The organism is Streptomyces sp. NBC_00080 (assembly GCF_045041255.1).
Classification (GTDB): Bacteria; Actinomycetota; Actinomycetes; order Streptomycetales; family Streptomycetaceae; genus Streptomyces; species Streptomyces coriariae.
This window is the reverse complement of sequence record NZ_CP108235.1, coordinates 6,576,394-6,599,939: the sequence shown is the minus strand read 5'-3', so window position 1 is coordinate 6,599,939 and position 23,546 is coordinate 6,576,394. Positions and strand designations below refer to the sequence as shown.

The 23,546-nt window shown below is 72.2% G+C and carries 24 protein-coding genes, 1 tRNA gene and 1 pseudogene; 16 read left to right on the top strand and 10 right to left on the bottom strand.

Annotated features, from left to right (window positions below):
* Positions 1-27 precede the first annotated feature (27 nt).
* On the top strand, positions 28-480 hold the full coding sequence (locus tag OHU34_RS29460) for a DUF1992 domain-containing protein (RefSeq protein WP_142264022.1): 453 nt from the start codon (positions 28-30) through the stop codon (positions 478-480).
* Here the strand turns inward: OHU34_RS29460 and OHU34_RS29455 are convergent.
* Positions 469-1,359 carry a hypothetical protein gene (locus OHU34_RS29455; RefSeq protein ID WP_235034483.1) on the bottom strand — a complete coding sequence of 297 codons (891 nt, stop codon included), beginning with the start codon at positions 1,357-1,359 and terminating at the stop codon, positions 469-471. The two genes, OHU34_RS29460 and OHU34_RS29455, sit on opposite strands and share 12 nt — an antisense overlap.
* A 5-nt stretch (positions 1,360-1,364) precedes the next feature.
* Complete coding sequence (locus OHU34_RS29450) at positions 1,365-2,060, bottom strand: hypothetical protein (protein ID WP_142264023.1); 696 nt, start codon at positions 2,058-2,060, stop codon at positions 1,365-1,367.
* Positions 2,061-2,212: 152 nt separating this feature from the next.
* Here OHU34_RS29450 and OHU34_RS29445 point away from each other — a divergent pair, with 152 nt between their 5' ends.
* Complete coding sequence (locus tag OHU34_RS29445; protein ID WP_142264024.1) at positions 2,213-2,728, top strand: GNAT family N-acetyltransferase; 516 nt, start codon at positions 2,213-2,215, stop codon at positions 2,726-2,728.
* Here the strand turns inward: OHU34_RS29445 and OHU34_RS29440 are convergent.
* A complete protein-coding gene (locus OHU34_RS29440) occupies positions 2,721-4,766 on the bottom strand; it encodes an MFS transporter (protein ID WP_142264025.1) in 2,046 nt (681 codons plus the stop codon). The genes OHU34_RS29445 and OHU34_RS29440 overlap by 8 nt on opposite strands.
* 172 nt (positions 4,767-4,938) lie before the next feature.
* Here OHU34_RS29440 and OHU34_RS29435 point away from each other — a divergent pair, with 172 nt between their 5' ends.
* A complete protein-coding gene (locus OHU34_RS29435; protein WP_405769075.1) occupies positions 4,939-6,078 on the top strand; it encodes a peptidoglycan-binding protein in 1,140 nt (379 codons plus the stop codon).
* 8 nt (positions 6,079-6,086) lie between these two features.
* Here the strand turns inward: OHU34_RS29435 and OHU34_RS29430 are convergent, their stop codons facing one another.
* Both OHU34_RS29430 and OHU34_RS29425 read right to left on the bottom strand, forming a co-directional pair.
* Positions 6,087-6,734, bottom strand: coding sequence for an HAD-IA family hydrolase (locus OHU34_RS29430; RefSeq protein ID WP_230195972.1), 648 nt, complete (start codon positions 6,732-6,734; stop codon positions 6,087-6,089).
* A 165-nt stretch (positions 6,735-6,899) separates the two neighbouring features.
* The gene (locus tag OHU34_RS29425; protein ID WP_142264027.1) at positions 6,900-7,481 is read right to left on the bottom strand and encodes a TMEM165/GDT1 family protein; all 582 of its coding nucleotides are present in this window, start codon (positions 7,479-7,481) and stop codon (positions 6,900-6,902) included.
* Positions 7,482-7,859: 378 nt separating this feature from the next.
* Here OHU34_RS29425 and OHU34_RS29420 point away from each other — a divergent pair, with 378 nt between their 5' ends.
* The 5 genes from OHU34_RS29420 (at position 7,860) to OHU34_RS29400 (ending at position 13,894) form a co-directional block, all read left to right on the top strand.
* Positions 7,860-8,504: an HNH endonuclease family protein gene (locus OHU34_RS29420; protein WP_142264028.1), complete on the top strand. Its 645-nt coding sequence runs from the start codon at positions 7,860-7,862 to the stop codon at positions 8,502-8,504.
* A 78-nt stretch (positions 8,505-8,582) separates the two neighbouring features.
* Positions 8,583-10,229 (top strand): alkaline phosphatase D family protein, encoded by a 1,647-nt coding sequence (locus tag OHU34_RS29415; protein ID WP_142264029.1) that lies wholly within the window; start codon positions 8,583-8,585, stop codon positions 10,227-10,229.
* Positions 10,230-10,410: 181 nt separating this feature from the next.
* Positions 10,411-12,462: an FAD/NAD(P)-binding protein gene (locus OHU34_RS29410; RefSeq protein WP_372481759.1), complete on the top strand. Its 2,052-nt coding sequence runs from the start codon at positions 10,411-10,413 to the stop codon at positions 12,460-12,462.
* A 100-nt stretch (positions 12,463-12,562) separates the two neighbouring features.
* A complete protein-coding gene (locus OHU34_RS29405; RefSeq protein ID WP_020126888.1) occupies positions 12,563-13,018 on the top strand; it encodes a DoxX family protein in 456 nt (151 codons plus the stop codon).
* A 261-nt stretch (positions 13,019-13,279) separates the two neighbouring features.
* On the top strand, positions 13,280-13,894 hold the full coding sequence (locus OHU34_RS29400) for a DedA family protein (protein WP_028806341.1): 615 nt from the start codon (positions 13,280-13,282) through the stop codon (positions 13,892-13,894).
* 70 nt (positions 13,895-13,964) lie between these two features.
* Here OHU34_RS29400 and OHU34_RS29395 read toward each other — a convergent pair whose 3' ends face one another.
* Positions 13,965-14,210, bottom strand: coding sequence for a DUF2277 domain-containing protein (locus OHU34_RS29395; RefSeq protein ID WP_142264030.1), 246 nt, complete (start codon positions 14,208-14,210; stop codon positions 13,965-13,967).
* A 98-nt stretch (positions 14,211-14,308) separates the two neighbouring features.
* Here OHU34_RS29395 and OHU34_RS29390 point away from each other — a divergent pair, with 98 nt between their 5' ends.
* The gene (locus tag OHU34_RS29390) at positions 14,309-15,214 is read left to right on the top strand and encodes a ketopantoate reductase family protein (protein WP_142264031.1); all 906 of its coding nucleotides are present in this window, start codon (positions 14,309-14,311) and stop codon (positions 15,212-15,214) included.
* Positions 15,215-15,272: 58 nt separating this feature from the next.
* Here OHU34_RS29390 and OHU34_RS29385 read toward each other — a convergent pair whose 3' ends face one another.
* Together OHU34_RS29385 and OHU34_RS29380 are read right to left on the bottom strand one after the other, a co-directional pair.
* Complete coding sequence (locus OHU34_RS29385; protein WP_142264032.1) at positions 15,273-16,508, bottom strand: RNA-guided endonuclease TnpB family protein; 1,236 nt, start codon at positions 16,506-16,508, stop codon at positions 15,273-15,275.
* 132 nt (positions 16,509-16,640) lie between these two features.
* Entirely contained in the window at positions 16,641-17,168 is a 528-nt protein-coding gene (locus OHU34_RS29380) for a GNAT family N-acetyltransferase (protein WP_142264033.1), read from the bottom strand.
* A gap of 299 nt (positions 17,169-17,467) precedes the next feature.
* On the opposite strand from OHU34_RS29380, the pseudogene OHU34_RS29375 reads away from it, so the two are divergent.
* From OHU34_RS29375 to OHU34_RS29360, 4 genes and pseudogenes are all read left to right on the top strand, one after another.
* A pseudogene (locus OHU34_RS29375) lies at positions 17,468-17,878 on the top strand (IS200/IS605 family accessory protein TnpB-related protein); the annotation flags it as partial.
* Positions 17,879-18,129: 251 nt separating this feature from the next.
* Positions 18,130-18,540 (top strand): thiol-disulfide oxidoreductase DCC family protein, encoded by a 411-nt coding sequence (locus OHU34_RS29370; RefSeq protein ID WP_142264034.1) that lies wholly within the window; start codon positions 18,130-18,132, stop codon positions 18,538-18,540.
* Positions 18,537-18,746, top strand: a complete 210-nt coding sequence (locus OHU34_RS29365) for a hypothetical protein (RefSeq protein ID WP_405769069.1) — start codon at positions 18,537-18,539, stop codon at positions 18,744-18,746. Before OHU34_RS29370 ends, OHU34_RS29365 begins: the two co-directional genes overlap by 4 nt.
* 78 nt (positions 18,747-18,824) lie before the next feature.
* Entirely contained in the window at positions 18,825-19,169 is a 345-nt protein-coding gene (locus OHU34_RS29360) for a hypothetical protein (protein ID WP_142264036.1), read from the top strand.
* Between the two features lie 108 nt (positions 19,170-19,277).
* On the opposite strand, the gene OHU34_RS29355 is transcribed toward OHU34_RS29360, so the two are convergent.
* Positions 19,278-19,352: transfer RNA gene (locus OHU34_RS29355), tRNA-Val, on the bottom strand.
* A gap of 159 nt (positions 19,353-19,511) precedes the next feature.
* On the opposite strand from OHU34_RS29355, the gene OHU34_RS29350 reads away from it, so the two are divergent.
* The 3 genes from OHU34_RS29350 to OHU34_RS29340 all read left to right on the top strand — a co-directional run bounded on the left by OHU34_RS29350 (position 19,512) and on the right by OHU34_RS29340 (position 22,335).
* Entirely contained in the window at positions 19,512-20,282 is a 771-nt protein-coding gene (locus tag OHU34_RS29350) for a DUF4097 family beta strand repeat-containing protein (RefSeq protein WP_142264037.1), read from the top strand.
* A gap of 74 nt (positions 20,283-20,356) precedes the next feature.
* A complete protein-coding gene (locus OHU34_RS29345) occupies positions 20,357-21,751 on the top strand; it encodes a hypothetical protein (protein WP_142264038.1) in 1,395 nt (464 codons plus the stop codon).
* Positions 21,752-21,831: 80 nt separating this feature from the next.
* Entirely contained in the window at positions 21,832-22,335 is a 504-nt protein-coding gene (locus OHU34_RS29340; protein ID WP_142264039.1) for a DUF4383 domain-containing protein, read from the top strand.
* A 13-nt stretch (positions 22,336-22,348) separates the two neighbouring features.
* Here the strand turns inward: OHU34_RS29340 and OHU34_RS29335 are convergent, their stop codons facing one another.
* Positions 22,349-23,521, bottom strand: coding sequence for an amidase domain-containing protein (locus OHU34_RS29335; RefSeq protein ID WP_028806344.1), 1,173 nt, complete (start codon positions 23,519-23,521; stop codon positions 22,349-22,351).
* Between the last annotated feature and the right edge of the window lie 25 nt (positions 23,522-23,546).

Genomic DNA, 23,546 nt, shown 5'->3' with positions numbered 1-23,546 from the left:
CCCCACCGCGTCCGGCACAATGGACGCATGACCGAGCGAAAGCCACCGGGTGTCCCGTTCGAGTCCTGGGTCGACAAGCAGATCCGTGACGCGGAGCAGCGCGGCGAGTTCGCCCAACTGGCGGGAGCGGGAAAGCCGTTGCCTGCGGGTGAAGACATCACCTACGACGAACTCTGGTGGATCAAGCGCAAGATGGCCCGTGAGGGCCTCTCCGTCCTGCCACCGACGCTCGCCCTGCGCAAGGAGGCGGAGGACGCGCTCGCGGCGGCTTACGCGGCGCCTTCGGAACGCCTCGTCCGGAAGATCATCACGGACGTCAACGTCAAAGTGCGCGACATGATGTTCAAGCCGCCGCCCGGCCCCCCGCTGGGCATGAAGCCGTACGACGTCGAAGCGGTCGTACGGGAGTGGCGGGAGCGCCGGGCGGCGGCAGGTGGGTCGGCCGCGAGGGCCGAAGGGGCCGAGGGCTCAGAGGTGTAGCAGCCGCTCGGTCAGTTCGCGGTAGTCCCGCAGGGCCAGCCGGAGCTGCTCGGTGTCGGTGGCCGTCGCGGCGGCCGTCGCGGAGCGGTCCTTGCCGCCCTCCGACCCCGACTGCCAGGACCCGCGCAGGGTGCGGCGTCGGCGGTCCACGGCGTCCGTGAACTGCGCGGCGAGTTCCTCCAGCACCTGGTCGGCCTCGGCGACGGCGTCGCGCGGGCCGTCGACGAACCCGACGACCGCGTCCCGCATGCGGGAGGCGATCCGGTCGCACTCGTCGTCCGGCAGGAGGGACGCGCCGTGCCCGCGGTGCTCGGCGGCGGCTGCCGTCGGCTCGCGGCCCGTGACGGTGTCCACCGCGCCCGCGTCCCGGTGCCGGGGCTGCGCCCCTTCGCCGGAGGCGCTGAGCGGGCCCGCGTCCCGGCCGGCGCCGGCCGCCCGGCCGCGTGCCGGTCCGCCCGCGCCGGTCTCGATGCCGGTGCCGGTGCCGAGCGGCGTCGGCTCGCCCACGGCTGTCGTACCACGCGGCTCCGCCGACGTCCGTCCCCTCTCCCCCGGCAGGACGGCCTCCCCCGGCAGAGCGGCCTCACGCGGCGAGGCAGCCTCGCCGGTGCGGGCGGGTTCGCCGGTGCGTACGGTGTCGGCGCCGCGTGCGGGTTCGCCGGTGCGTGCGGCTTCGCCGGACCGCGGCGTGTCGGCGGCCCGTGCGGTGTCGCCGGGCTTCGCCGCGCGGGCTCGGTCGCCCGCCGGCCGGCGGTTCTCCGCGGTCCCGCCCGGAATCACCTCCGGAATCGCGTCCGGGCTCGCACCCGTGTCCCGTGTCGTGTCCCGCGTGGTGTCCGGCGTCGGGTTCGGCGTCTTGTTCGGTGTCAGGTCCGGCATGGCGGTCAGCCCTCCTTCGCCTGGTGACGGTGGAAGCCTCGCGGCAGATGGTGGCCGGAGCGGGAGCCGTTCTGGCTCACGCGCTCCTGCGTGCGACGACGGCCCGCGTCGTGGGAGGCCCCACCGACCAGGTCGTCGAAGAGGGCGCGCGCGTCGACCATGGCGGCGCGCATGTCCTCCGTGCCGGCTGCGCCGGACGTACCGGTCGCGCTCGCGTCGTGCGTGCCGACGCCGTTGACGCCTACGCGGGCGACCCGGTGGACGCGTCGGTAGCCCTGGACATGGTGCGCGTGGTGGACGGAGAGCGCGGCGAGCTGCTCCTCGTACTGGTCGCCGTCCGGGAAACCCCGGGCGCCGGCCACTTCGGCGAGCAGACGGTCGGCCTCGGTGACCGCCTCCTGGGGCGAGTCGACGAACCGCTCCTGCGCGGCCGTCCAGCGGGCCTCGAACCTCTCCCGCTCCGCGGGCTCCAGCGGGCGCTCGCGCAGCCCGCCGTGCCGCTCCACGAGGGCGTCGAGCTCGCGCTCGGCGGCCTTGACGTCCCCGTCGTGCCGGGCCACGGCACGGTCGTACTCGGGCCCGAAGCGACGCTTCAGACCGTGTCCGCCGTGCGAGCCGCGGGCCCGCACGGCCAGAACGGCCGCGACGGCGACGATGGCCGCCACGATCACGATCAGAGCGATGATCACTCCTGTGGACATGCCTTGCCTTCCGATGTGTCGGCCCCACGGGCCGGTTCACGCATCGGGTTGCCCGGACTGCCTCTCCCAAACGGCCTGCGCACTTACCGGGACGAGGGTGCCGACGCATATTCGGTTGCGGGGCGGCCGGGCCGTCTTCGGACAATGTCCGCATGACGACGTCGCCGACCTGGACCCTCACCGCCGAACCCTTCGACGCCCCGGTCGCCCGCGCCCTCTGGCGGGCGTACTACACCGAGGTCAGCGACCGCTACTACCTGCTGCACGAGGGGCGCAGGACCGACCCGGTGGAGCTGGAGCGGGAGATCGCCGCCCACACCGGTGCCGAACTCGCCCCGCCCGGCGGACGGTTGCTCGTCGGACGGTACGGCGGTGAACCGGCCGGCACCGCGGGCGTACGGCTGCGGGACGCCGACACCGCCGAGCTCACCCGGGTGTTCGTCCGGGCGGAGCTGCGCGGCCGGGGCGGCGCCGCGCTTCTCGTCCGGGGCGCGGAGGACGCCGCCCGCGCGCTCGGCGCCACCCGGATGATCCTCGACACCCGCGGCGACCTCGTCGAGGCCCGTGCCCTGTACGCCCGGCTGGGTTACGCGGAGACCGCGCCGCACAACGCGGACCCGTACGCCGAGCACTGGTTCGGCAAGCCGCTCGGCCACGCCCTCAGCTGAGCCGGTGGTCGGGCACCACCCGGCCGCCGTGCGGCTGTTCGCGGTCCGAGCCGCACAGCTCGCTGTTCAGCTCCTTGACGAGCTGGACCAGGTCGGTGGGCCGGTCCGGGCCCCACCAGTCGCCGAGCAGCTCGGCCAGCGACTCCTCGCGGACCTCGGCGAGCCGGTCGGCGACCTCGCGACCCTCGGCGGTCAGCAGCATGTCGAGTCCCTCGCGTACGGCGAGCCCGCGCCCCTCGATCTGACGGACGGCCTCGATGATCACCGGCAGCGGGACGGTGCTGTTCTCGGAGAGAACGCTCGGCTCGACGCTGCCGTACCGCTTGATCCGCAGCAGCAGCCAGCTCGACGCCGGATGGAGGTCCTGGCCGGCCAGGGCGGTGATCTTCCGGTAGATCTCGCGGCGGCCCTCACGGGTGCCGAGGACGGACAGCGCCCGGCACACCTCGTCGTACGAGGACCGTTCCACCGGGTTGCTGGCGAGGGTCTCGGTCACGTCGGGCGCGGTGACCGAGCCGCGCAGCGGGTCCTCCTTGAGGAACCACGCCAGGACGAAGCCGACGAGGGCGACGGGGGCGGCGTACAGGAAGACGTCGGTGATGGCGGACGCGTACGCGTCCAGGGCCTGCGGTCGCAGGGTCGACGGCAGCTCCGCGATGCCGCGCGGATCGGACTCGAGTCCGTCCACCGAGACCCCGGACGGGAGTTGCACCCCCTCGAAGGCATCCGTGAGCTTGTCGCCGAGGCGGCCCGAGAAGATCGTGCCGAAGATCGCGACGCCGAAGGAGGCGCCGATCGAGCGGAAGAAGGTCGCGCCGGAGGTGGCGACTCCGAGGTCCTCGTACCCGACGGCGTTCTGCACGATCAGCACCAGCACCTGCATGACCAGGCCGAGGCCGAGACCGAAGACGAAGAAGCAGGCGCTCATCGCACCCGTGGAGCTGTGCTCGTCGAGCCGGTGCAGGAGGAGCAGGCCGAGCGTGGTGACGCCGGTGCCGGCGACCGGGAACACCTTCCAGCGGCCGGTGCGGCTGACGATCTGCCCGGAGGCGGTGGACGCCAGCAGCAGGCCCGCCACCATCGGCAGCATGTGCACGCCGGACAGGGTCGGTGAGACGCCCTGCACCACCTGGAGGAAGGTCGGCAGGTACGTCATCGCGCCGAACATCGCGAAGCCGACGATGAAGCTGATCACCGCGGAGAGGGTGAAGGTGCGGATGCGGAACAGTTTCAGGGGGAGCACCGGTTCGGCCGCCCGCCGTTCCACGGCCACGAACGCCACGGCCAGCAGCACGCCCAGCACCGCCAGGCCGACGATCTGCGGCGAGGCCCAGTCCCAGGTGGTGCCGCCCAGCGAGGCCACCAGGACCAGGCAGGTGGCGACCGCGGCGATGAGGAAGGTGCCGAGGTAGTCGATGACGTGCTTCGCCGACTTGCGCGGGATGCGCAGGACGGCCGCGATGACGGCGAGCGCGACGACGCCGACGGGCAGGTTGACGTAGAACACCCAGCGCCAGCTCAGATGCTCGGTGAACACGCCGCCGAGCAGCGGGCCGAGGACGCTCGTGGCGCCGAACACCGCGCCGAACAGGCCCTGGTAGCGGCCGCGGTCGCGCGGCGGGACGAGGTCGCCGACGATCGCCATCGACAGCACCATCAGGCCGCCGCCGCCCAGGCCCTGGAGCGCGCGGAAGGCGATCAGCTGTGGCATGTTTTGCGCCATTCCGCACAGCGCCGAACCGATCAGGAAGATGACGATCGCGGTCTGGAACAGCCTCTTGCGCCCGTACTGGTCACCGAGTTTGCCCCACAGCGGGGTCGCGGCCGTCGACGCCAGCAGGTATGCGGTGACCACCCACGACAGGTGCTCCATACCACCGAGCTCGCTGACGATCGTGGGCAGGGCGGTGGACACGATCGTCTGGTCCAGGGCGGCGAGCAGCATGCCGAGCAGGAGGGCGCCGATGGAGACGAGAACGTTTCCGGACACGTGTTCCGCACGCGGATCCGCCGCCCTGCTGTGCGCGTCCAAGACCATGGATGCCTCCCGAGGCTCTGGTGACCCCCTCCATCGTGATCGGTGTGACCCGTTATGGCCTCTTGTAGTCGCCTTGCGCTCTGACGGAATACGACATTCCGGGGGTCGCGGGCGGCGGGGCATGTGAAGGATCTGCATAGTCTCTGGAGTTTGAATGGGGAGGGACGAACACGTGATCGATCCGACGGGGCACCAGGGGCACTCGGGGCAGCAGGGGCTGCCGTGCCCGGAGTGCGGAGCGCTCCGCGCGCTCGACAACACCCCGTCCTGCGCCTGCGCCCAGCGCGCCTCCGAGGCCCAGCGCGACACGCGCACGTCGGAGGCGGCCGCCGCGGAGGACTTCGATCCGTTGCGGATACGGCCCTACGTCGAGCTGGGAACCGAGAGCGGGGGCGGACCGGCGGGCGGGTTCGGGGGCGAGGCCGGGGGTGGCTCCGCCGGCGCGGCCGACGTGACCATGCCGCTCCCGACCGTCCCCGGCGCCCCTGGGATTCCCGGTGCTCCCGGCGTTCCCGGCGTTCCGGCCGACGCGACGATGCCCCTGCGCACAGTGCGCCCCGCCGGCCCGGCGCCGGACATGACGGCGGCGCTGCCCACTCCCCTGGCCTCGTCCGCCTCCGAGCCCAGCACGACCGACCTCAGCCTGTTCGAGGCGGCGGACGTCGGCGCGGTGCACCCCGACGACGAGGAACCGCACCGCCCGCGCCGCCGCCGCACGCTGCTGATCGCGACGACCGCGGCCGTCGTGGCCGTGGTGGCGGCGGCCGGATTCGCCTCCGGGCTGTTCACCTACGAGAAGCCGACGCGGGACGGGGCCGCCCCCGAGGACGTACGGGCCGCCGTGCCGGACGCGTCGACCAGCGCCGCCTCGGCGTCGGCCTCGCCGAGTCGCTCCGCGTCACCTTCGGCCTCCGAGGCCTCGCCGTCACCCTCCGAGAGCGAGAGTCCGTCGCCCTCCGCGTCGGAGTCGAGTGCCTCGCCCTCGGCGTCGCCGTCGGCCGACGCCGGGCAGGTCACGCCGACCGCCCGTGTGACCGGCTCCCTGGCGCCCGGCAACGGGGCGGACAACGAGGACGACTCCGGCGAGGCGGTCGTCCTGCGGCGCGGCGACAAGGGCGCCGAGGTGACCGAACTCCAGCTACGGCTGCGCCAGCTTTTCCTCTACAACGGCGAGGCCGACGGCACGTTCACCGGCGAGGTCGAGGACGCCCTGCGCAACTACCAGTGGTCCCGCGGCACGACCGAGGACGGCCTGGGCACCTACGGAGCACAGACCCGCACCCGCCTGGAGTCGGAGACGACAGAGCCGTAGCCCCCGCCTCACGCCACGTGGATCCGCACCCCGGACTCATCCGTTTCCACCCGCACCTGCCGCAGATCGCGGACCACCACGTCGGGTCCGTGCGCGGCGGCCCGCGGTCCCACTCCCACGACCCGCATCCCGGCGGCCCGGCCGGCCGCGATGCCCGCGCCGGAGTCCTCGAACACCACGCAGTCGGCCGGGGCGATCCCCAGCTCGGCCGCGCCCTTGAGGAAGCCCTCGGGGTCCGGCTTGCTCGCGCCCACCGACTCCGCGGTGACGCGCACGTCCGGGAGCGCCAGGCCGGCCGCGGCCATCCGGGCCGTCGACAGCGGCACGTCCGCCGAGGTGACCAGCGCGTGCGGGACACCCCGCAGGGAGGTGAGGAACTCCGGCGCGCCGGGCACCGGCACGACGCCGTCCATGTCGGCGGTCTCCTCCGCCAGCATCCGCGCGTTGTCCGCGTGGTTCAGGTGCACCGGCCGGCTGGGCAGCAGCACGGCCATCGAGGCGTACCCCTGGCGGCCGTGGACGACCTCCATGACGTCGTCCCCGTCGAGCCCGTGCGCGTCTGCCCAGCGCCGCCAGACCCGTTCGACGACGGCGTCGGAGTTCACGAGGGTGCCGTCCATGTCGAGCAGGAGGGCGCGGGCGGTCAGGACCGGCATCAGCAGCTCCAGGTAGGAAGAGAACAAGGCGGCCCCGCCCGCCGGTCAGGGAAAACGAGCGGGAGCCACTTTGTTTCTCTACGGTACAAAACAATGCGGGTCCACCGCCACCCCGGCCGCGAGGCGCCGGGGAGCGTTCACCCGCCGTTCAGCTCGGCCCCGGCCTCAGCCGGCGATCGCCTCCCACAGGCTCCACACCCCGAGCGCCAGCATCAGCAGCGCCGCGATCTGCGTGATCAGCTTCAGCGGCACCCGCTTCATCAGCGCCTTTCCGCCGACGATGCCGAGCCCGGCCACCGCCCACAGCGCCAGCACCGCACCCAGCCCGACGGAGAGGGGGTCGTCGTAACGGGCGGCGAGGTTCGCCGTCATGATCTGGGTGAGATCACCGAACTCGGCGACGAGGATCAGCATGAAGCCCGCGCCCGCGACCTTCCAGAAGGACTGGTTCTCCGGCCGCCGGATCTCCTCCTCACCCTCGTCCTTCTTCAGCAGCAGCACCGCCGCGCCGCCCAGGAACAGGACACCGGTCAGCGCGTGCACGAGCTGCTGCGGGAGCAGGGTCAGCACGCTGCCCGCCGCGACGGCCAGCGCGACATGCAGCGCGAAGGCGGCGGCGACCCCGGCGAAGACGTACGAGGCGCGGTAGCGGGTGCCGAGGACGAGGCCGGCGAGCGCGGTCTTGTCCGGCAGCTCGGCCAGGAAGACGACGCCGAAGACGAGCGCCGTCACGGTGATGCTGATCAAGGTTCCTCAATCGGTCGGGGGCCGCCCCACCGAGAGTCCTGACGCTTCAGGAGAAAAAGACACCTCGGCACGGCAGCACACATGTCATCCCTGCCGTGGGGCACGGATGTGCACTGCTTGCCGAAGGTCTCGCCGGCCGACCCTGTGACGGGCCTGCCTCCGGGCGCCGGCTCAGACGAGCTGAGCAGTATGTCGACGGTCCGGCGAAGAGCTACTCCCCTTCTGCGTTCCCCATTGTACGAGATCGTTCTGCCATAAACCTTGTCGTGTCATGCCCACGTCACTAACTTCTCACCGGGCGCACATCTCCCCGCAATGTGCGGCCGCGAGCATTCCCTCGCTCGCGCTCCAACACCCCGCCTCCCCCATGGAGTTCGCATGTCGAAGTTCTACGCGCGTGGACGGCTGAGCATACTCGCCGCCCTCACCGGCCTCATAGCCTCGGTCGGGCTGCTCAACTCCCCGACCGCCTCCGCCGCTCTGCCCACCCCGGTCAGCGCCGCGACCGCCCGCACCTACCTCGCCTCGCTCACCGTGGCGACCGAGGTCCGCACCGGCTACAGCCGTGACCTCTTCCCGCACTGGATCACCATCTCCGGCACCTGCAACACCCGGGAGACGGTCCTCAAGCGCGACGGTACGAACGTCGTCACCAGCTCCGCCTGCGCCGCCACCAGCGGCAGTTGGTTCTCCCCCTACGACGGCGCCACCTGGACCGCCGCCGCCGACGTCGACATCGACCACATGGTCCCGCTCGCCGAGGCCTGGGACTCCGGCGCCCGCAACTGGACCACCGCCCAGCGCCAGGCCTTCGCCAACGACCTGACCCGCCCGCAGCTCATCGCCGTCACGGACAACGTGAACCAGTCCAAGGGCGACCAGGACCCGGCCGAGTGGATGCCGTCGGTCACCTCGTACCGCTGCACCTACGTCCGCGCGTGGGTCCAGGTGAAGTACTACTACGGCCTGTCGGTGGACTCCGCCGAGAAGAGCGCGCTCACCAGCTACCTGTCGAGCTGCTGATCGACTCGTGACCGCAGGGATCTCCCCACTCTCCTCCGTCGTTCCGTACCGTACGGGGCGACGGAGGAGGGCGATCGCGTGGCCGAACTGCGGCTGGGACCAGTGCTGAGATATGCCGACGGCTCGACGGCGACCGTATGGGTCGAGGCGAGCCGCCCGTGCGCCACCGAGGTGCGCTGCGCGGACGGTGCGGGCGGCACCGCCCACACCTTCCAGGTGGCGGGCCACCACTACGCCCTCGTCGAGGTGACGGGCCTGACGGCGGGCACGGCCACGGGGTACGAGGTCCTCCTCGACGGCACCCGTGTGTGGCCGCTGCCCGACTCCCCCTTCCCGCCCTCGGAGATCCGCGCCCCCGCCGCGGTCGGCGCCGGCGATGACGGCGACGAGGTCCGGGTGGCGTTCGGCTCCTGCCGCTGGGCGGCGCCCCCGGCCGGCGGGCACGACCCCGTGGGACCCGACGCCCTCGACAGCCTGGCGGCGCGTATCGCCGCCGATCCGGCGGCGCCACGGCCCGACGTGCTGCTGCTGCTGGGCGACCAGGTCTACGCCGACGAGGTCTCCGACGCGACCCGGGAGCGGATCGCCGCCCGCCGCGGCCTCACCGACGCGCCGGGTGCCGAGGTCGCGGACTTCGAGGAGTACACCTGGCTCTACTACGAGTCCTGGCTCGACCCCGAGGTGCGCTGGCTGCTGTCCACCGTGCCCAGCTGCATGGTCTTCGACGACCATGACGTCATCGACGACTGGAACACCTCCGCCTCCTGGCTGGCCGACATGCGGGCCACCCCCTGGTGGCGTGAGCGGCTGCTGAGCGGCCTGATGTCGTACTGGGTGCACCAGCACCTCGGGAACCTCTCCCCGGCCGAGCTGGCCACCGACCCGCTCTACGCCGCCGTACGCGAGGCCCCCGACGGCACCGACGCACTGCGTGCCTTCGCCTGCCGTGCCGACGCGGACCCGGCGTCCGTGCGGTGGAGCTACCGGCGTGACTTCGGGCGCGTGCGGCTGCTGATGGTCGACAGCCGGGCGGCGCGGGTCCTCGACGAGGACGGGCGCTCGATGCTCCACCCGGGCGAGTGGACCTGGCTGCGCGAACAGACCCTCGACGGTCCAGGCTCCTACGACCACCTCCTGATCGGCACCTCGCTGCCCTGGCTGCTGCCGCACCTGGTGCACGACGCCGAGGAGTGGGACGCGGCGCTGTGCCGGGGCGAACGCGGGGCGCGCTGGGCCCGCATCGGGGAGAAGGTGCGACGCGGGGCGGATCTGGAGCACTGGGCGGCCTTCCCCGAGTCCTTCGCCGCGCTGGCGGAGCTGATCGCCGAGACGGGGGTGGGGGCAGGGGCGCCGGCGAGTGTGCTCGTGCTCTCCGGGGACGTGCACCACGCGTACGTGGCGGAGCCGTACTGGCACGAGGGCGGCGGCCCCGACGCGCGGGTGCTCCAGCTCACCTGCTCCCCGGTGCACAACTCCGTCCCCGCGTCGATCCGGGTGGGTTTCCGCTTCGGCTGGAGCGCCGTGGCCCGGGCGCTCGGCCGCCGCCTGCGTCGGCACGGCCGCCGTCCCCGGCCGCCCGTCGGCTGGCGCAAGAAGGGCGGGCCCTGGTTCGGCAACCAGCTCATGTTCCTCACCCTGCGCGGGCGTTCGGCCCGGCTGCGGCTGGAGCAGGCCCGCGGTGACGGATCGCTGACGACGGTGCAGGAGTCCGACCTGACCCCCTGAGAACACCCCTGAGGGCTCCCCGAGGACTCCCTGAGGCGGGACAACCGGGGTACCCGGGGCCCGCGTTGGCTTCCGTGACGGCCGACGGCATGATGATGCGGACCGTCCGCTTCCACCGCGGTCCCGTGGACGGTCCGCTCCATCGCGCCCCACACGCCCGGGAGTCACCCTCTTGCCCTCAGTGAACGCAGCCCAAGCCGGCGTCGGAGAGCCCGCACCGGACGCGAACGCGACACCGGTGGTCACCGTTTCCGTCGCCCTCGTCGGCGCCGGGCCGCGCGGCACCAGCGTCCTGGAACGCCTCTGCGCCTCCGCGCCGGACCTTCTTCCGCCCGGGGCGCGACTGACCGTCCACGTCGTCGATCCCGCCCCGCCGGGACCGGGTCGCGTATGGCGCACCGCGCAGTCGCGGGAGCTGCTGATGAACACCGTGGCCTCGCAGGTGACCCTGTTCACCGACGACAGCGTGGACTGCGCGGGACCGATCCGTCCGGGTCCGAGTCTGCACGCGTGGGCGGCCGGCGAGCTGGGCCCGGACGAGTACCCGACCCGCGCGCACTACGGCCGCTATCTGGAGTGGGTGTTCGCCCGGACCGTGCGCCAGGCCCCGCCGTCGGTGCGCGTCGAGACGCACGCGGCCCGCGCGGTCCGGCTCGACGACGCCGCCGACGGCCGCCAGGTCCTCACCCTGGACGACGGCCGGATCCTGCTCGGCCTGTCCGCCGTCGTCCTCGCCCAGGGGCATCTGCCGGTGGTCGCCGACACCGCCCAGCGACGCCACACCGCCTACGCCCGACAGCACGGACTGCGGCACGTCCCGCCCGCCAACCCGGCCGACGTCGACCTCGCCGCGCTCGCCCCCGGCGAACCGGTGCTGCTGCGCGGCCTCGGCCTGAACTTCTTCGACCACCTGGCACTGCTGACCACCGGCCGGGGCGGCCGCTTCGTCCACGCCCACGCCCACTCCGGTGCCGAGACCGGTACCGGTGTCGGCACCGGGCGGGCGGCCCTGCGCTATCTGCCCTCCGGTCATGAGCCGCGGCTGTACGCGGGTTCCCGGCGCGGCATCCCGTACCAGGCCCGTGGCGACAACGCGAAGGGGCCGTACGGCCGTCATCGCCCGCTCGTGCTGACCCCGGAGGTGATCGCGGGTTTCCGCAAGCGCGCGGACTCCGGTGAGGCGCCCGACTTCCTGGCCGAGATATGGCCGTTGGTGGCGAAGGAGGTGGAGACGGTCTACTACGCGGCCCTGCTGCGGGAGCCGGCGCGGCCGGGCTCCGCGGAGAGTTTCGTGCGGGAGTTCTCGTCCGTCCCGCACCGCGACGCCCGGGAGGCCGTGCTGCTCGACGGGTTCGGGATACCGCGGGCCGACCGCTGGAGCTGGGACCGGATCTCCCGGCCGTACACGGGACGGCGGTTCGCGCATCCGGGACAGTGGCGGGACTGGCTGCTCGGCCATCTGCGCAGGGACGCGGAGGAGGCCGCCCGGGGCAATGTGGACGGTCCCGTGAAAGCGGCCCTGGACGTCCTGCGCGACCTGCGCAACGAACTGCGGCTGATCGTCGACCACGCCGGTCTGACCGGCGCCTCCCGCCGGGACCACCTGGACCGCTGGTACACCCCGCTCAACGCGTTCCTGTCCATCGGCCCGCCGCGGCGCCGCGTCGAGGAACTGGCCGCCCTGGTGGAGGCGGGGGTGGTGGAGGTTCTCGGACCCCGGCTGGAGGTGCGGGAGGAGGACGGGGCCTGGCGGGCACACGCGCCGGAGGTGCCGGGATCGGCCGTCCGGGTGACGACCCTCGTCGAGGCGCGGCTTCCGGAACCGGATGTGCGACGCACCGCCGACGGCCTGCTGGCGCGGCTGCTGAAGACCGGGCAGTGCCGTCCCCACACGGTGGACGGCTATGTGACCGGAGGCCTGGACGTGACCCCGCGTCCATATAACCTGATAGACCGTCAAGGACGGCCGCACGCAAGGAGGTTGGCCTTCGGGGTGCCCACGGAGGGCGTGCACTGGGTCACCGCGGCGGGCGCCCGCCCAGGGGTGGATTCGGTCACACTTTCGGATGCGGACGCGGTGGCGAGAGCCGCCCTGTGCACGGCGGTCAGGGAGCTCGAACCCGGGGCGGAACCCCAGGCAGAGCCCCGGACGGAACCGCAGGCGGAAGGCCGGGCGGAACCTCGGACGCAACCCGGACCGTGGCTAGAAGTTGAACTTGCAAGCATCGATTAGGTGCGCCTAACGTGTGTCGCTCATTCGGTACCGCCGCCCCCACCCGGTCCTTCCCCCCATGCGGGACCGGTCCGACCGACACCGAAGGAGACCCCCCACCATGTCCGCTCGCCTCAACACCGCACAGCCCTACGCGGTCGGCCTCTTCCGCATCGTCGTAGGCCTGCTCTTCGCCTGCCACGGCGCGGCCTCGCTCTTCGGCGTCCTCGGCGGCGCCGCGGGCACCGACGGCGGCACGCTCGACTCCGGCACCTGGCCCGGCTGGTACGCGGCCGTCATCCAGCTGGTCTGCGGCAGCCTGGTGCTGCTCGGCCTCGGCACCCGCGCCGCCGCACTCCTGGCCTCGGGCTCCATGGCGTACGCCTACTTCGACGTGCACCAGCCGAGCGCCCTGTGGCCGATCCAGAACGGCGGCGAGGCCTCCGCGATGTTCTGCTGGGCCTTCCTGCTGCTGGTGTTCACCGGCTCCGGCGCCCTCGGCCTCGACCGCCTGTTCGCCGGCCGCCCGGCCACCGAGCGGGAGCCCGCGGCGCGCAAGGCCACGGTTTCCGCCTGACCCGGTTGCGACGACACCGTGATCCGCGGCCGTCCGGGCCCTCACGGCGCCCGGGTGACCGCGGATCAGCACGTGTCTGACCACGGATCAGCACGGGATGGACGCTCTCGGTGAACGTCCTGCACCGAACACATGAGCCCCCCGTGAATCTACTGTCACACTCCGGGCGTACGCTGTATGGCTGTCATTGGCCGCACCTGCCGCTCCCCCGCGACACAGCGGCACGGTCGGCCGTCACGGGGGAGACACGGGGAGTCAGTGGTGTTCGAAAGTGTGGGGGCTTTGCTCGGCAGCCCATGGATCTACGCGGTGGTGGGCCTGTCGGTCCTTCTCGACGTGTTCCTGCCGGTGCTGCCCAGCGGGGTGCTCGTCATCACGGCGGCCACCGCCGCGGCGGCGGGCTCGGGTGCGGCGACCGGTCAGGTACCGCACGACGTACCGGACATCATGGTTCTCATCCTCTCCGCGACGACCGCCTCGGTGCTGGGCGACCTGGTGGCCTACCGGCTGGCCTGGCGCGGCGGTGAGCGCCTGGACCGGGCGATCTCCCGCTCCCGGCGACTGACCACCGCGCAGGAACGTCTCGGCGAGGCGCTGGCCCGGGGCGGCGGCGCGCTGGTCGTGCTGGCCCGTTTCGCCCCCGCCGGCCGTTCCGTCGTCTCGCTCATCGCGGGCGCCGCGCACCGCCGTCCCCGCGAGTTCCTCCCCTGGTCCGCCCTGGCCGGCCTCTCCTGGGCGGGCTACAGCGCCGCCCTGGGCTACTTCGGCGCGCACTGGCTGGGCACGACGTGGCTGGCGACGGGGGTGTCGGTGCTCGCCCTGTTCGGCGCGGGGGCCGGTGCTGCGTACGTCATGCGACGGCAGCCGACGGCGTAGCGCGCCACCGGCCGGGCCCCACGTGCCCTACGTGCCCTACGTGGCTACGTGGCTATGTGCCCCACGCGCCCTACGTGCCCTGGGTGCGCGCTGCCGCGCCGCGGCCGGCTCCGCGCACCTCCAGCCCGTCCAGCAGCTCCGCCGTGGCCGCGGCGATGACCTCGACCGCTCGCTCGAACACCTCCCGGTTGTGCTCGGCCGGTGCCCGGAAGCCGGACACCTTACGGACGTACTGAAGGGCTGCGGCGCGCACATCGTCCTCCGTCGCCTTCTCGGGCAGGACGGGGGGACGCAGCGTCTTGATGCTCCGGCACATGTCTCCCAGTCTCCCCCGGCACCCCGCCCGCGTGCCATGATCAGCTCCGAGGCGGCCACCGCACCCGCGGGGCCGACCGACGAGAGGGACAACAGCACATGACGAAGGACATACTCAGCGTCGCCGTTCTCGGCCCCGGCGGGGTGGGCGGCCTGCTCGCGGCCCTGCTGTCCCGCGCCGGCCACCGGGTGACCTGCCTGGCCGGCGAGGAGACGGCGGCGGCCCTGCGCGCCGACGGCATCCGCGTCCACAGCACCCCGTTCGGCGACTTCACGGCCGGGGTCGCGGCGGACACCGAGCTGCGAGCGCCTGTCGACGCGGTGCTCATCACCGTCAAGCACACCGCCCTGGACGCGGCCCTGGCCCGGGTCCCCGCCTCGGCTGTCGGCGAGGACACCCTCCTCGTGCCGTTCCTGAACGGCGTCGAGCACCCGGCGGTCCTGCGCGCCCTGTACCGTCCGGACCGGGTCGCCCCGGCCGTCGTCCGGGTCGAGTCGACCCGGGTCGCGCCGGGCGTGATCGAGCACGGGAGCGGCTTCGCGGAGATCGACCTGACCGGCGACGCCGTGCCGCGCCCGCGCCTCGACGCGCTCGCGCGGGCGCTGGAGGCCGCCGGCCCGGCCGTCCGCGTCCTGCCGGACGAGACGGCCGCCCTGTGGGCGAAGATGGCCTTCCTCGCGCCGTTCGCCCTGCTCACCACCCGGTACGGTCTGCCGCTGGGCGAGGTCCGCACCAGGCACCGCGAGGAACTGACCGCCCTGGTCGAGGAGACCGCGGCCGTCAGCCGCGCCTGCGGCGCCCCCGCCGACCCGGCCCAGGCACTCGCCCGCTACGACTCCTTCGCCCCCGGCACGAAGTCCTCCATGCAGCGGGACGCCGAGGCGGGGCGGCCCCTCGAACTCGACGCGATCGGCGGGGGGTTGCTGCGCGCGGCCGAGCGGCACGGGGTTCCGGTGCCGGTGGCCACGCGCCTGGTACGGGAGTTGGCGGACGCTACCCGTTGACATGCTCCTCGCCCTGAAGGGCGAGGATTCTGGCCTTCCTTGACTGGCTGCCGTGCCGCTACGCGGCACGGTTTCCGGTTGGGAATCCGTGGCTTCCTGCTTCTTCGCGCTGTGCCGGGATTGCTCCTGCTCTTACCGGCGCTCCGCAGGCCGATACCGCCAGTCCGGCGGCCGTTTTCACGTTGATCGCGGCGTTGATGTCCCGGTCGTGGACAGTGCCGCAGGCGGCACAGGTCCATTCCCGGATGTTGAGGGGTTCGGGCCCGTCCACGGCACCGCAGGCGTGGCAGGTCTGGGAGGTCGGTGTGAACCGGCCGATCTTGACCAGGGTGCGGCCGTACCGTTCTGCTTTGTATTCCAGCATGCTGATGAACGAGGACCATCCGGCGTCGTGCACGGACTTGGCCAGTCTGGTGCGGGCCAGTCCCGCCACCGACAGGTTCTCCACGGCGATCCCTTGGTTCTCGGAGATCAGCTTCGTGGAGAGCTGGTGGTGGAACTCACGGCGTGTGTCAGCAACTTTGGCGTGAGCGCGGGCGACCTTCAGGCGGGCTTTGGCCCGGTTCTTCGATCCCTTCTGCTTGCGGGACAGCTCCTTCTGGGTCTTCTTCAGCTTCTTCTCCGCGCGCCGCAGGAAGCGCGGGGAGTCGATCTTCGTGCCGTCGGAGAGGACCGCGAAGTGGGTGAGGCCGAGATCGATGCCGATGATGCGGTCGGTCTCCGGCATCCGAGCCTTCTCGGCATCCGGGTCGGTGTCGATGACGAAGGAGGCGAAATACCTGCCGGCCGCGTCCCTGACGACGATGACGGAGGTGGGGACGGAGGTGGGGACGGCGGGCAGGGTGCGGGACCGTTTCACCTTCACCGCGCCGATCTTCGGCAGGCTCAGACGGCCACTGCCGGTGACGCTCCAGCGGGCGTTGGCGGTGAACCGGACCGACTGCCGGGCGTCCTTGCGAGACTTGGAACGGGGCGGGCTTATTTTCGGCCCCTTCCGAGCGCCCTTGAGAGAGGCGAAGAAGTTGCGGTAGGCGCTCTCGGCGTCCCGCAGGGACTGCTGGAGCACCACCACGGAGACCTCACCCAGCCAGCACCGCTCGGCAGTCCGTTTCGCCTCCGTGATCAGCCGCGTTGACAGCTGACCGGCCGTCGGGAAAGGCTGCCCGGCCTTACGGGCGTCCTCGCGGGCACGCACCGCGTCGTTGAACACAACACGGGCGCACCCGAACGCCCGGGCAAGCGCGGCCTGCTGAGTGGCGTCGGGGTACAACCTGAAGGCGTACCGCAGCTGCATGACGATCCCACTAGGCACGTCGAACCCGCGACGTCACCGGGAACGTGTGAACGATCCGTCACCGTCGCGAGCAGGGTCCGGCTCCGCCGCAACTAGACCGCAACGCTCCGCGTCGCAACCACAAGATTCGCTTCACCCCCGGCGCAGGTCGACGTACCAGTCGTTGGATCTGATCGGGTTCCCCTTCGGGTACTCGAAGTCGGCCTGCCCGAGCAGGGTGAACCCGGCCTTGCGGCACACCCCGTTGGACGCGGCGTGCTCCACCTTGGGGAACGCGTGCAGGGTGGGGTGGCCGCCGGGTCCGGCCTGCTGCCGTACGACGTCGACGAGCGCCCGGGCCGCTGTCGCGGCGAGCCCTCTGCCCTGGAACTCGGGCAGGATCCCCCAGCCCGTCTCCCACACCGTCTCGCCCCGCCACTCGCGCTCCCAGTAGCCGATCGAGCCGACGGTCTCCCCGGTGTCCGCGAGCGTGACCCGGTACATGCGCCCGGCGAACGGCTCGACGTAGCGCCGATGCCGGTCGGCGAGTTTCTCCTCGCTCTCCGGCCCGCCCAGATGCTCCGTCATCGCGGGGCTGTTGGCCCGCCGGAGCAGCCAGAAGTCGCCCTCCGCCCAGGGCACCAACCGCACCTGTTCCACTCCCGTGGCCCGTTCGTCCATGCGCGTCACCCTAGAGCCGGGGTCCGACACCGGCGGTCGCCCGCCGCCGTGCGAGGCTGCGGGGAGGAACCAGTCAGTGCCCCCACCGTGGGTGGGGGGTATGGAGCTGTTGCCGCTGGCGTGCGTTCAAGTGCGTTCTGGTGAGCGGGAGTGAGTGTGGGTGGTCGGTGTCGTGTCGCGCGTCTCGGCTGTGGGCTCGGTTTTCGGTGGGGAACTGACGTTCTCTCATCGAATGCGTGACCTTCGCGGATGGTGCTCGTTTCTCATGGCGACGGGATCTTCGGATGGGGGGTGACAGGGTGGGTGGGCTGAGAAGTGTCGCGGCGCCGTTCGTCGCGTCCGGGCCGTCCGGCGTGGCCGTCCGGACCCGCCTCAAGCAGCTGACGCCGGACGATGAGAAGGTGCTGCGTCTGGTCGGCGGGCATCTCGGGTCGTTGGCCTCGAAGGATCTGAAGGCGCGCTGCCGGGACGGTCTGTCGCATTCCGGTGAGGGATGGGCGGTGCGTGAGCGGGAGCTGACGCCGCTGTCGTCGTCGCGGTGGGCGGGCAGCATCACCAAGTCGTCGCATGACCAGTGGGCGCTGGCCCGCCGCTGCCAGCTTGCGCACATCCAGAACCTGGAAACCGGTGTCCGTACCATCGAGGACCGGCTGGCGCTGCCGGTCGGACAGAAGGGGACGAAGAAGGCGCCCGGCGACGGACGACACCGCCCCCACAGCACCGGAGTGATGCGGTGGGGCATCGGACCGTCCAGGCCGGACCAGGATTCCTTGGGCGTGAGGGAACCCGCCCCCGCATCCCCGGACCACGGACACGATCCGTCGGCACCGGACGCGGAACGAACGCGGAACGAACGCGGGCAACCAGAACGCCCAACACCGTCCGGGGCGTTCAGCCGAGCATGAATCCTGGAAACAGGACTCACTCCCGCTCAGTCCCTAGGAACGGTGGAGGGAAACCAGTGATCGACCCCGCTCCGCACGGCCCGCGATCCGTGCCCCCCGTACTCGCCTACGACGGGGACTGCGGCTTCTGCCAGGCGTCCGTCGACCGTATCCGCGACCTCGCCGCTCCGGCGCTGCAAGCGGTTCCGTGGCAGTTCCTGCCCGCGGAGTCGACCGCGCCGCATCTCGAACGGCTGGACCGGGAGGTGCTGTTGCTGCGCGGCGGCACGGTTCTCGCGGGCGGGGCCGACGCGCTGGCCCGCTGGCTCGGCACCTCGCCGTCCGCCGCGTACCGCACGCTCTCCGCCGTCCTCCGACTGCCCGGCGTGCGGGGCTGCGCCCGCGTGGTCTACCGCTGGGTGTCGCGCAACCGTCACCGCCTGCCCGGCGCCACCCCGGCGTGCGCGGTCCCGCCGCGCGGCGAGTGAGGCCCCTCGTTCGTCGTCGCGTCCCGACCTGCGTCCTCACCCATGGGGGACCGCCCGCCCTCGCCGACGGTCACGCCGTCGACCGTTACGTCGAGATCGGCTCGCTCACCAAGGTCGTCCACCGTCTCGACGCCGACCCGGACGGGACGGACCGGATGGGCCTCACCGTCCTCGAACGGAGCCGGACGGCCACCCGGGACACCTGAGACACAATCGAACATACGTTCACACGAACACCCCCAAGGAGCTCGCCACCCAAATTCGAACAGGCGTACCATTGCCGCGTGGCTACGACCTATGACTTTCCCAGCGACCTGCGCGCCGGTCAGGAGGAGCTGCATCAGGTCAGGGCCGAGTTGTCGGCCCTGCTGAAGCGACTTCCCTGGTCGGTCGAGCCCCTGGAGGGCTTCAGCGACGACGCGGGCTGGCGCAAGACCGAGCGCCCCGCCTCCCCCGGCTGGACGGCCGACGAGCAGGCCGAGGTGGAGAAGCTCCGGCAGCGGGAACACGAACTCGCGGTGTTCGTGACCTGCCACCGCTTCTGGGCGGAGGTCGCGACCCCGGACCGGGTGGCGGCCCGCATGCACCTCAAGCACACCCGGGAGATCCCGCCGGGGGACGAGGCCTAGACCCCGCCCGGGACGACCCGGACCCGGATCGCCGGCACCCTCCGCGGCACCCGCGCCCAGGGCATGCGAAAGGGCCCCCGGATCTCTCCGGAGGCCCTTTCGCTCACCTGGTGGGCGCGGACGGTTTCGAACCGCCGACATCCTGCTTGTAAGGCAGGCGCTCTACCCCTGAGCTACGCACCCGGGACGAGTCGACAGCCTACATTGCCCGGGGCCGTGCCCCGCAAACCCGTATCCGGGGGTTAGCCCCACCCCGGATCCGGGAGCGTGCCGGATCCCCCCGCGGGCGGCGGCTCCCTAGTGTCGTCAGGGCAACGACAGGCAGCCCAGGGGGAGATCACCATGGCACGTACGTCACGTTCGGCCCGCGCGTTCCTCGTCACCGGGGCCGTCGTGGCCCTGGCCGTCGGCACGACCGCCTGCGCCGCCGCCGACGACGACGAGCATCCCGATCACCGGGCCTTCGCCCTGCAGGGCCGCACGCTCACCATCGACTCCGACGACTCGGCGCTCGAGATCGTCGCGTCGGACGCGGCCGAGGCGGGCAAGGTCGACGTCACCCGTTGGTTCCAGGGGTCGGTCACCATCGGCAAGGAGCCGAAGGTGACCTGGTCGATGAAGGACGACCGGCTGACGCTGCGGATGCACTGCTCCGGCGTGGTGGCCGACTGCTCCGCCAAGCACCGTGTCGAGGTGCCCCGGGGCGTCGCCGTGAAGGTCGCGAGCGACGACGGCAGCGTCCGGGCACGGGGTTTCCGGGACGCGCTGAGCGTGCGCACCGAGGACGGCTCCGTGCACGTCACCGACTCGAGCGGGGCACTGGAGCTGCGCAGTGACGACGGCTCCGTACGCGCCGAGGTCGCCTCGCGCACGGTGGACGCGCGCACCGCGGACGGCTCGGTCCGCCTGACGCTGTCCGCCGTACCGGACCGGGTGGACTCCGTGAGCGACGACGGTTCGGTGACGATCTCGCTGCCCGAGGCGACCTACCGGGTGACCGCGAAGTCCGACGACGGCGGGGTGGACGTGTCCGTACCGCGCGACGCGTCCAGCACGCACGTCGTGAGCGCCCGTACCGCCGACGGCAAAGTCACTGTCCGGAACGCGAACTAACCGACCCGTGTGTTCGTCCTTAACCGGTGGGAGAATGACACCGGGCAGGGCGGATCACAGCACGGGAGAGGGATGTGACGGCGACACCAGCGCAGCCGTATTCGCCGTTGGTGCCGCGCGCACAGCGCCGTCGTGCGCGCCGGGGGCCGCATGCCCTCCGGGACACCCTCGCCCTCGTCGCCCTCCCCCTCGTGGCCGCCCTCGCGCTGCCCGCCGCGTTCGCCGGCGGCGGCACCCGGCGCTGGTTCGGCGGGCGGGCGGAGGGACAGCGGGCCGAGGCCCAGGCCGCCAAGGACGCGGCGGCGGCCGCCTTCTACGAGCTGGACACCGCCCAGCGCGACCTGCGGATCTCGATCGAGACGATCAGGGCCGTGGACGACTCGCCGGCCGCCCGGCGCGCCGTCTCCGACTTCGAGGCCGTCGGCCGGCGGATCGACGAGGCCAGCCACCAGTACATCGACGCCGTCGACGCCCATGACCTCGACCGGGACGACCTGGAGGCCTCGGCGGCCGCCCAGGCGCGCACCGAGCTGACGCGCGCGAAGGACGAGCTGGGCCGCGTCAAGCAGGAGCTGGACCGGTTCGCCGACGGGCTGGGCCCGCTGCTCGGCAAGGCCGAGACCCAGCTGGCCCGCCTCGCGCCCGCTGTGGAGCGGGCCCGGCAGGCCCTGCTGGCCGCCTCGAACGCGCTGGACGCCGTACGGGAGAGCGGGCTGCGGGCGGACGGGCTCGCGGCGCGGCTGGCGGCGCTGGCGCCCGAGCTGACGAAGCTGAACCAGGGCGCTGGGCAGCACGGCGTGCCGCAGACGCTGGAGCGGGCGGAGCGGGTGGCGCGGGAGGCCGAAGCGGTCCGGGTGGAGGCGGAGCGGCTGCCGGAGCGGGCCGCCGAGATCGACCACCGGCTCGTGTCGCTGCGGACCCGCGCCCAGGCGCTGACGACCCGCTCGGGGCAGGTGGAGCCGATCCTGAGCGAGCTGCGGCGGCGGTTCTCGGCCGCCTGCTGGCAGGACCTCCAGCACGTCCCCGACCAGGCCGGGGAGCACGTCCGGCAGGCCGAGGCGAAGCTCGCGGAGGCGCGCGTCGCGCGGGACGCGCAGCGCTGGCCGGACGCCACCGCGCTGCTGTCGACGGTGCGCGCCCTGCTGAACAGTACCGACGAGGCGGTCTCGGCCGCCGGTGACCGGCTGACCAGGCTGAACGCCGTGCAGAAGGATCCGCAGGCGGAGATCGACCGGACCCGGTTCGCGATCCGGGACGCCCAGCGGCTGGCGATGGCGGGGCGCAACACGCCCGATCCCCGGCACGCGCGCCCCCTGGACGACTCGGTGGCCCGGTTGGAGCGGGCGATCGGCACGCTGGAGGGCCGGCACCCCGACTACTGGCACTTCCTGACCGAGACGGAGGCCGTCCGTCGGGCGGTGGCGGATGTGGTGTCCGGGATCCGTGAGGAGCGCGGCACGGGGCACTGACATTGCCGCGGGCGCCCGGCGGGCGGATATTGAAGGTACGTACGGCCTCCATCGGCGCATCCACCCTCAGGGAGGCGGAGATGGCCACACACGCAGTGCACGGCCGGTCCAGGCGGCGCATCAGGTTCGACGAGCACCTGCCCGTCGACCACCGTCTGAACCTGGTCTACCGGATCGGCGCCGGGCTGATGGGCCTGGGTCTGATCGCCTTCGGGATCTTCGGCATCGTCCACAACATCGGCTTCTTCGACACCGGCGGGGACGAGGTGTGGAGCCTCAACACCAACGGGGCGCTCAGCTGGCTGTCCGTCGGCGTCGGGCTGCTGCTGCTCGTGGGCATGGTGATCGGCGGGAACTTCGCGTCCACACTGAACATGACCCTCGGTGGCCTGTTCGTCGTGAGCGGCTTCCTGAACATGGCCCTGCTGGAGACGGACTACAACTTCCTGGCCTTCGAGATCCAGAACTGCATGCTCAGCTTCGTGATCGGGATCCTGCTGCTCGTCTTCGGGATGTACGGCAGGGTGGGGTCCGCCCTGCCGCACGACAACCCGTACTGGCGGGCCCGCCACCCCGAGGGGTGACGGGCCGGCCGGATCAGGTGCGGTAGGCGTAGAAGTACGCGGTCGGGTACGACGAGACGAGGCTCGCCACCGACCGGCGCAGGGTGTTGTTCGAGTGGTAGGTCACGTACGGCACGCCGCCGCTCTTGGCGGTGACGATCATCGTGTGGTCCTTGGACCCGTCGCGGTCGAAGTCCATCTGGAGGACGTCGCCGACCTCGAGCTGGTAGACGTTGGCGAGCGCGGTGGTGCGCTTGGAGTTCTGGGCGAACCAGGACCACTCGTTGACGCCGACGAACGAGTCCGACTGGATGTCGGCGTTGCCGAACCACCTGGTGTAGTCGTACACGTAGCCGGGGACGTGCTTCCAGCCGCCCGCCTTCAGGGACTGGCTGACGAAGTTGGTGCAGTCGCCGCCGGCGCCGTGGCCGTTGTAGTCCGGATAGTCCTTGTTGTAGACGTTCCAGTACTTCTCGGCGTAGGTCGCCATCGCCTTGTAGTCATAGGCGGTGCCGGTCTTCGGGACGGCGGCCGGGTTGCGGGTGGTGGCGGCGCGCGCGGCGTTCGGCATGGTGTCGTCGGCCGTCGTGGCCGTCTTGACGGACACCGGCTTGGTGAGCGCGTTCACCGCGAGACCACCCTGGTCGGTGTCGCGGATGTTCGTCAGCTGCCAGTTGCCCTGCCGGTCGGCCTTGAACGTCAGCTCGTGGTGGGCCTCGAAGCCGGTGCTCTTCGGCTCGTTGCCGCGGACCTGCTCGTAGGTCAGCGTCGTGCTCTCGGTGACCGCGGCCTTGGCGGTACGGCCGGTCACGCGCGTGGCGTTCAGCGTGACGGTGGTGCTGGCCTTGCTGTACTTCTCACCGGCCTTCGCCAGCTTGTCCTTGCGGTCGCCCAGCGTGGACAGGGCGGCGTCCTCGGTGCGGGCCGTGCCGGACGACAGCTTGACGTCACCGGAGAAGCCGTCGGTCAGCGGCTTCGCCCGGTCGCCCTGCTTGCCGGCGACCAGGGCGTCGGTACGGTCGGTGAAGACCGCGTCCGCCAGCCGCTGGAAGGTGGCCTTCGTCCGGGCGTCGACCTTGGGGTCGTCGACGACGGCGGCACCGGCGGACCAGTTGGGCAGCAGAGCCACTCCGGCGACGACCGAGGTGGCGGCTGCCCCGAGTATCGCGACGCGGCGGCGGGTCGCCCTCAATTTCCTTGACTTCACTGATGTTTCCCCTCTTGCCCCGGCG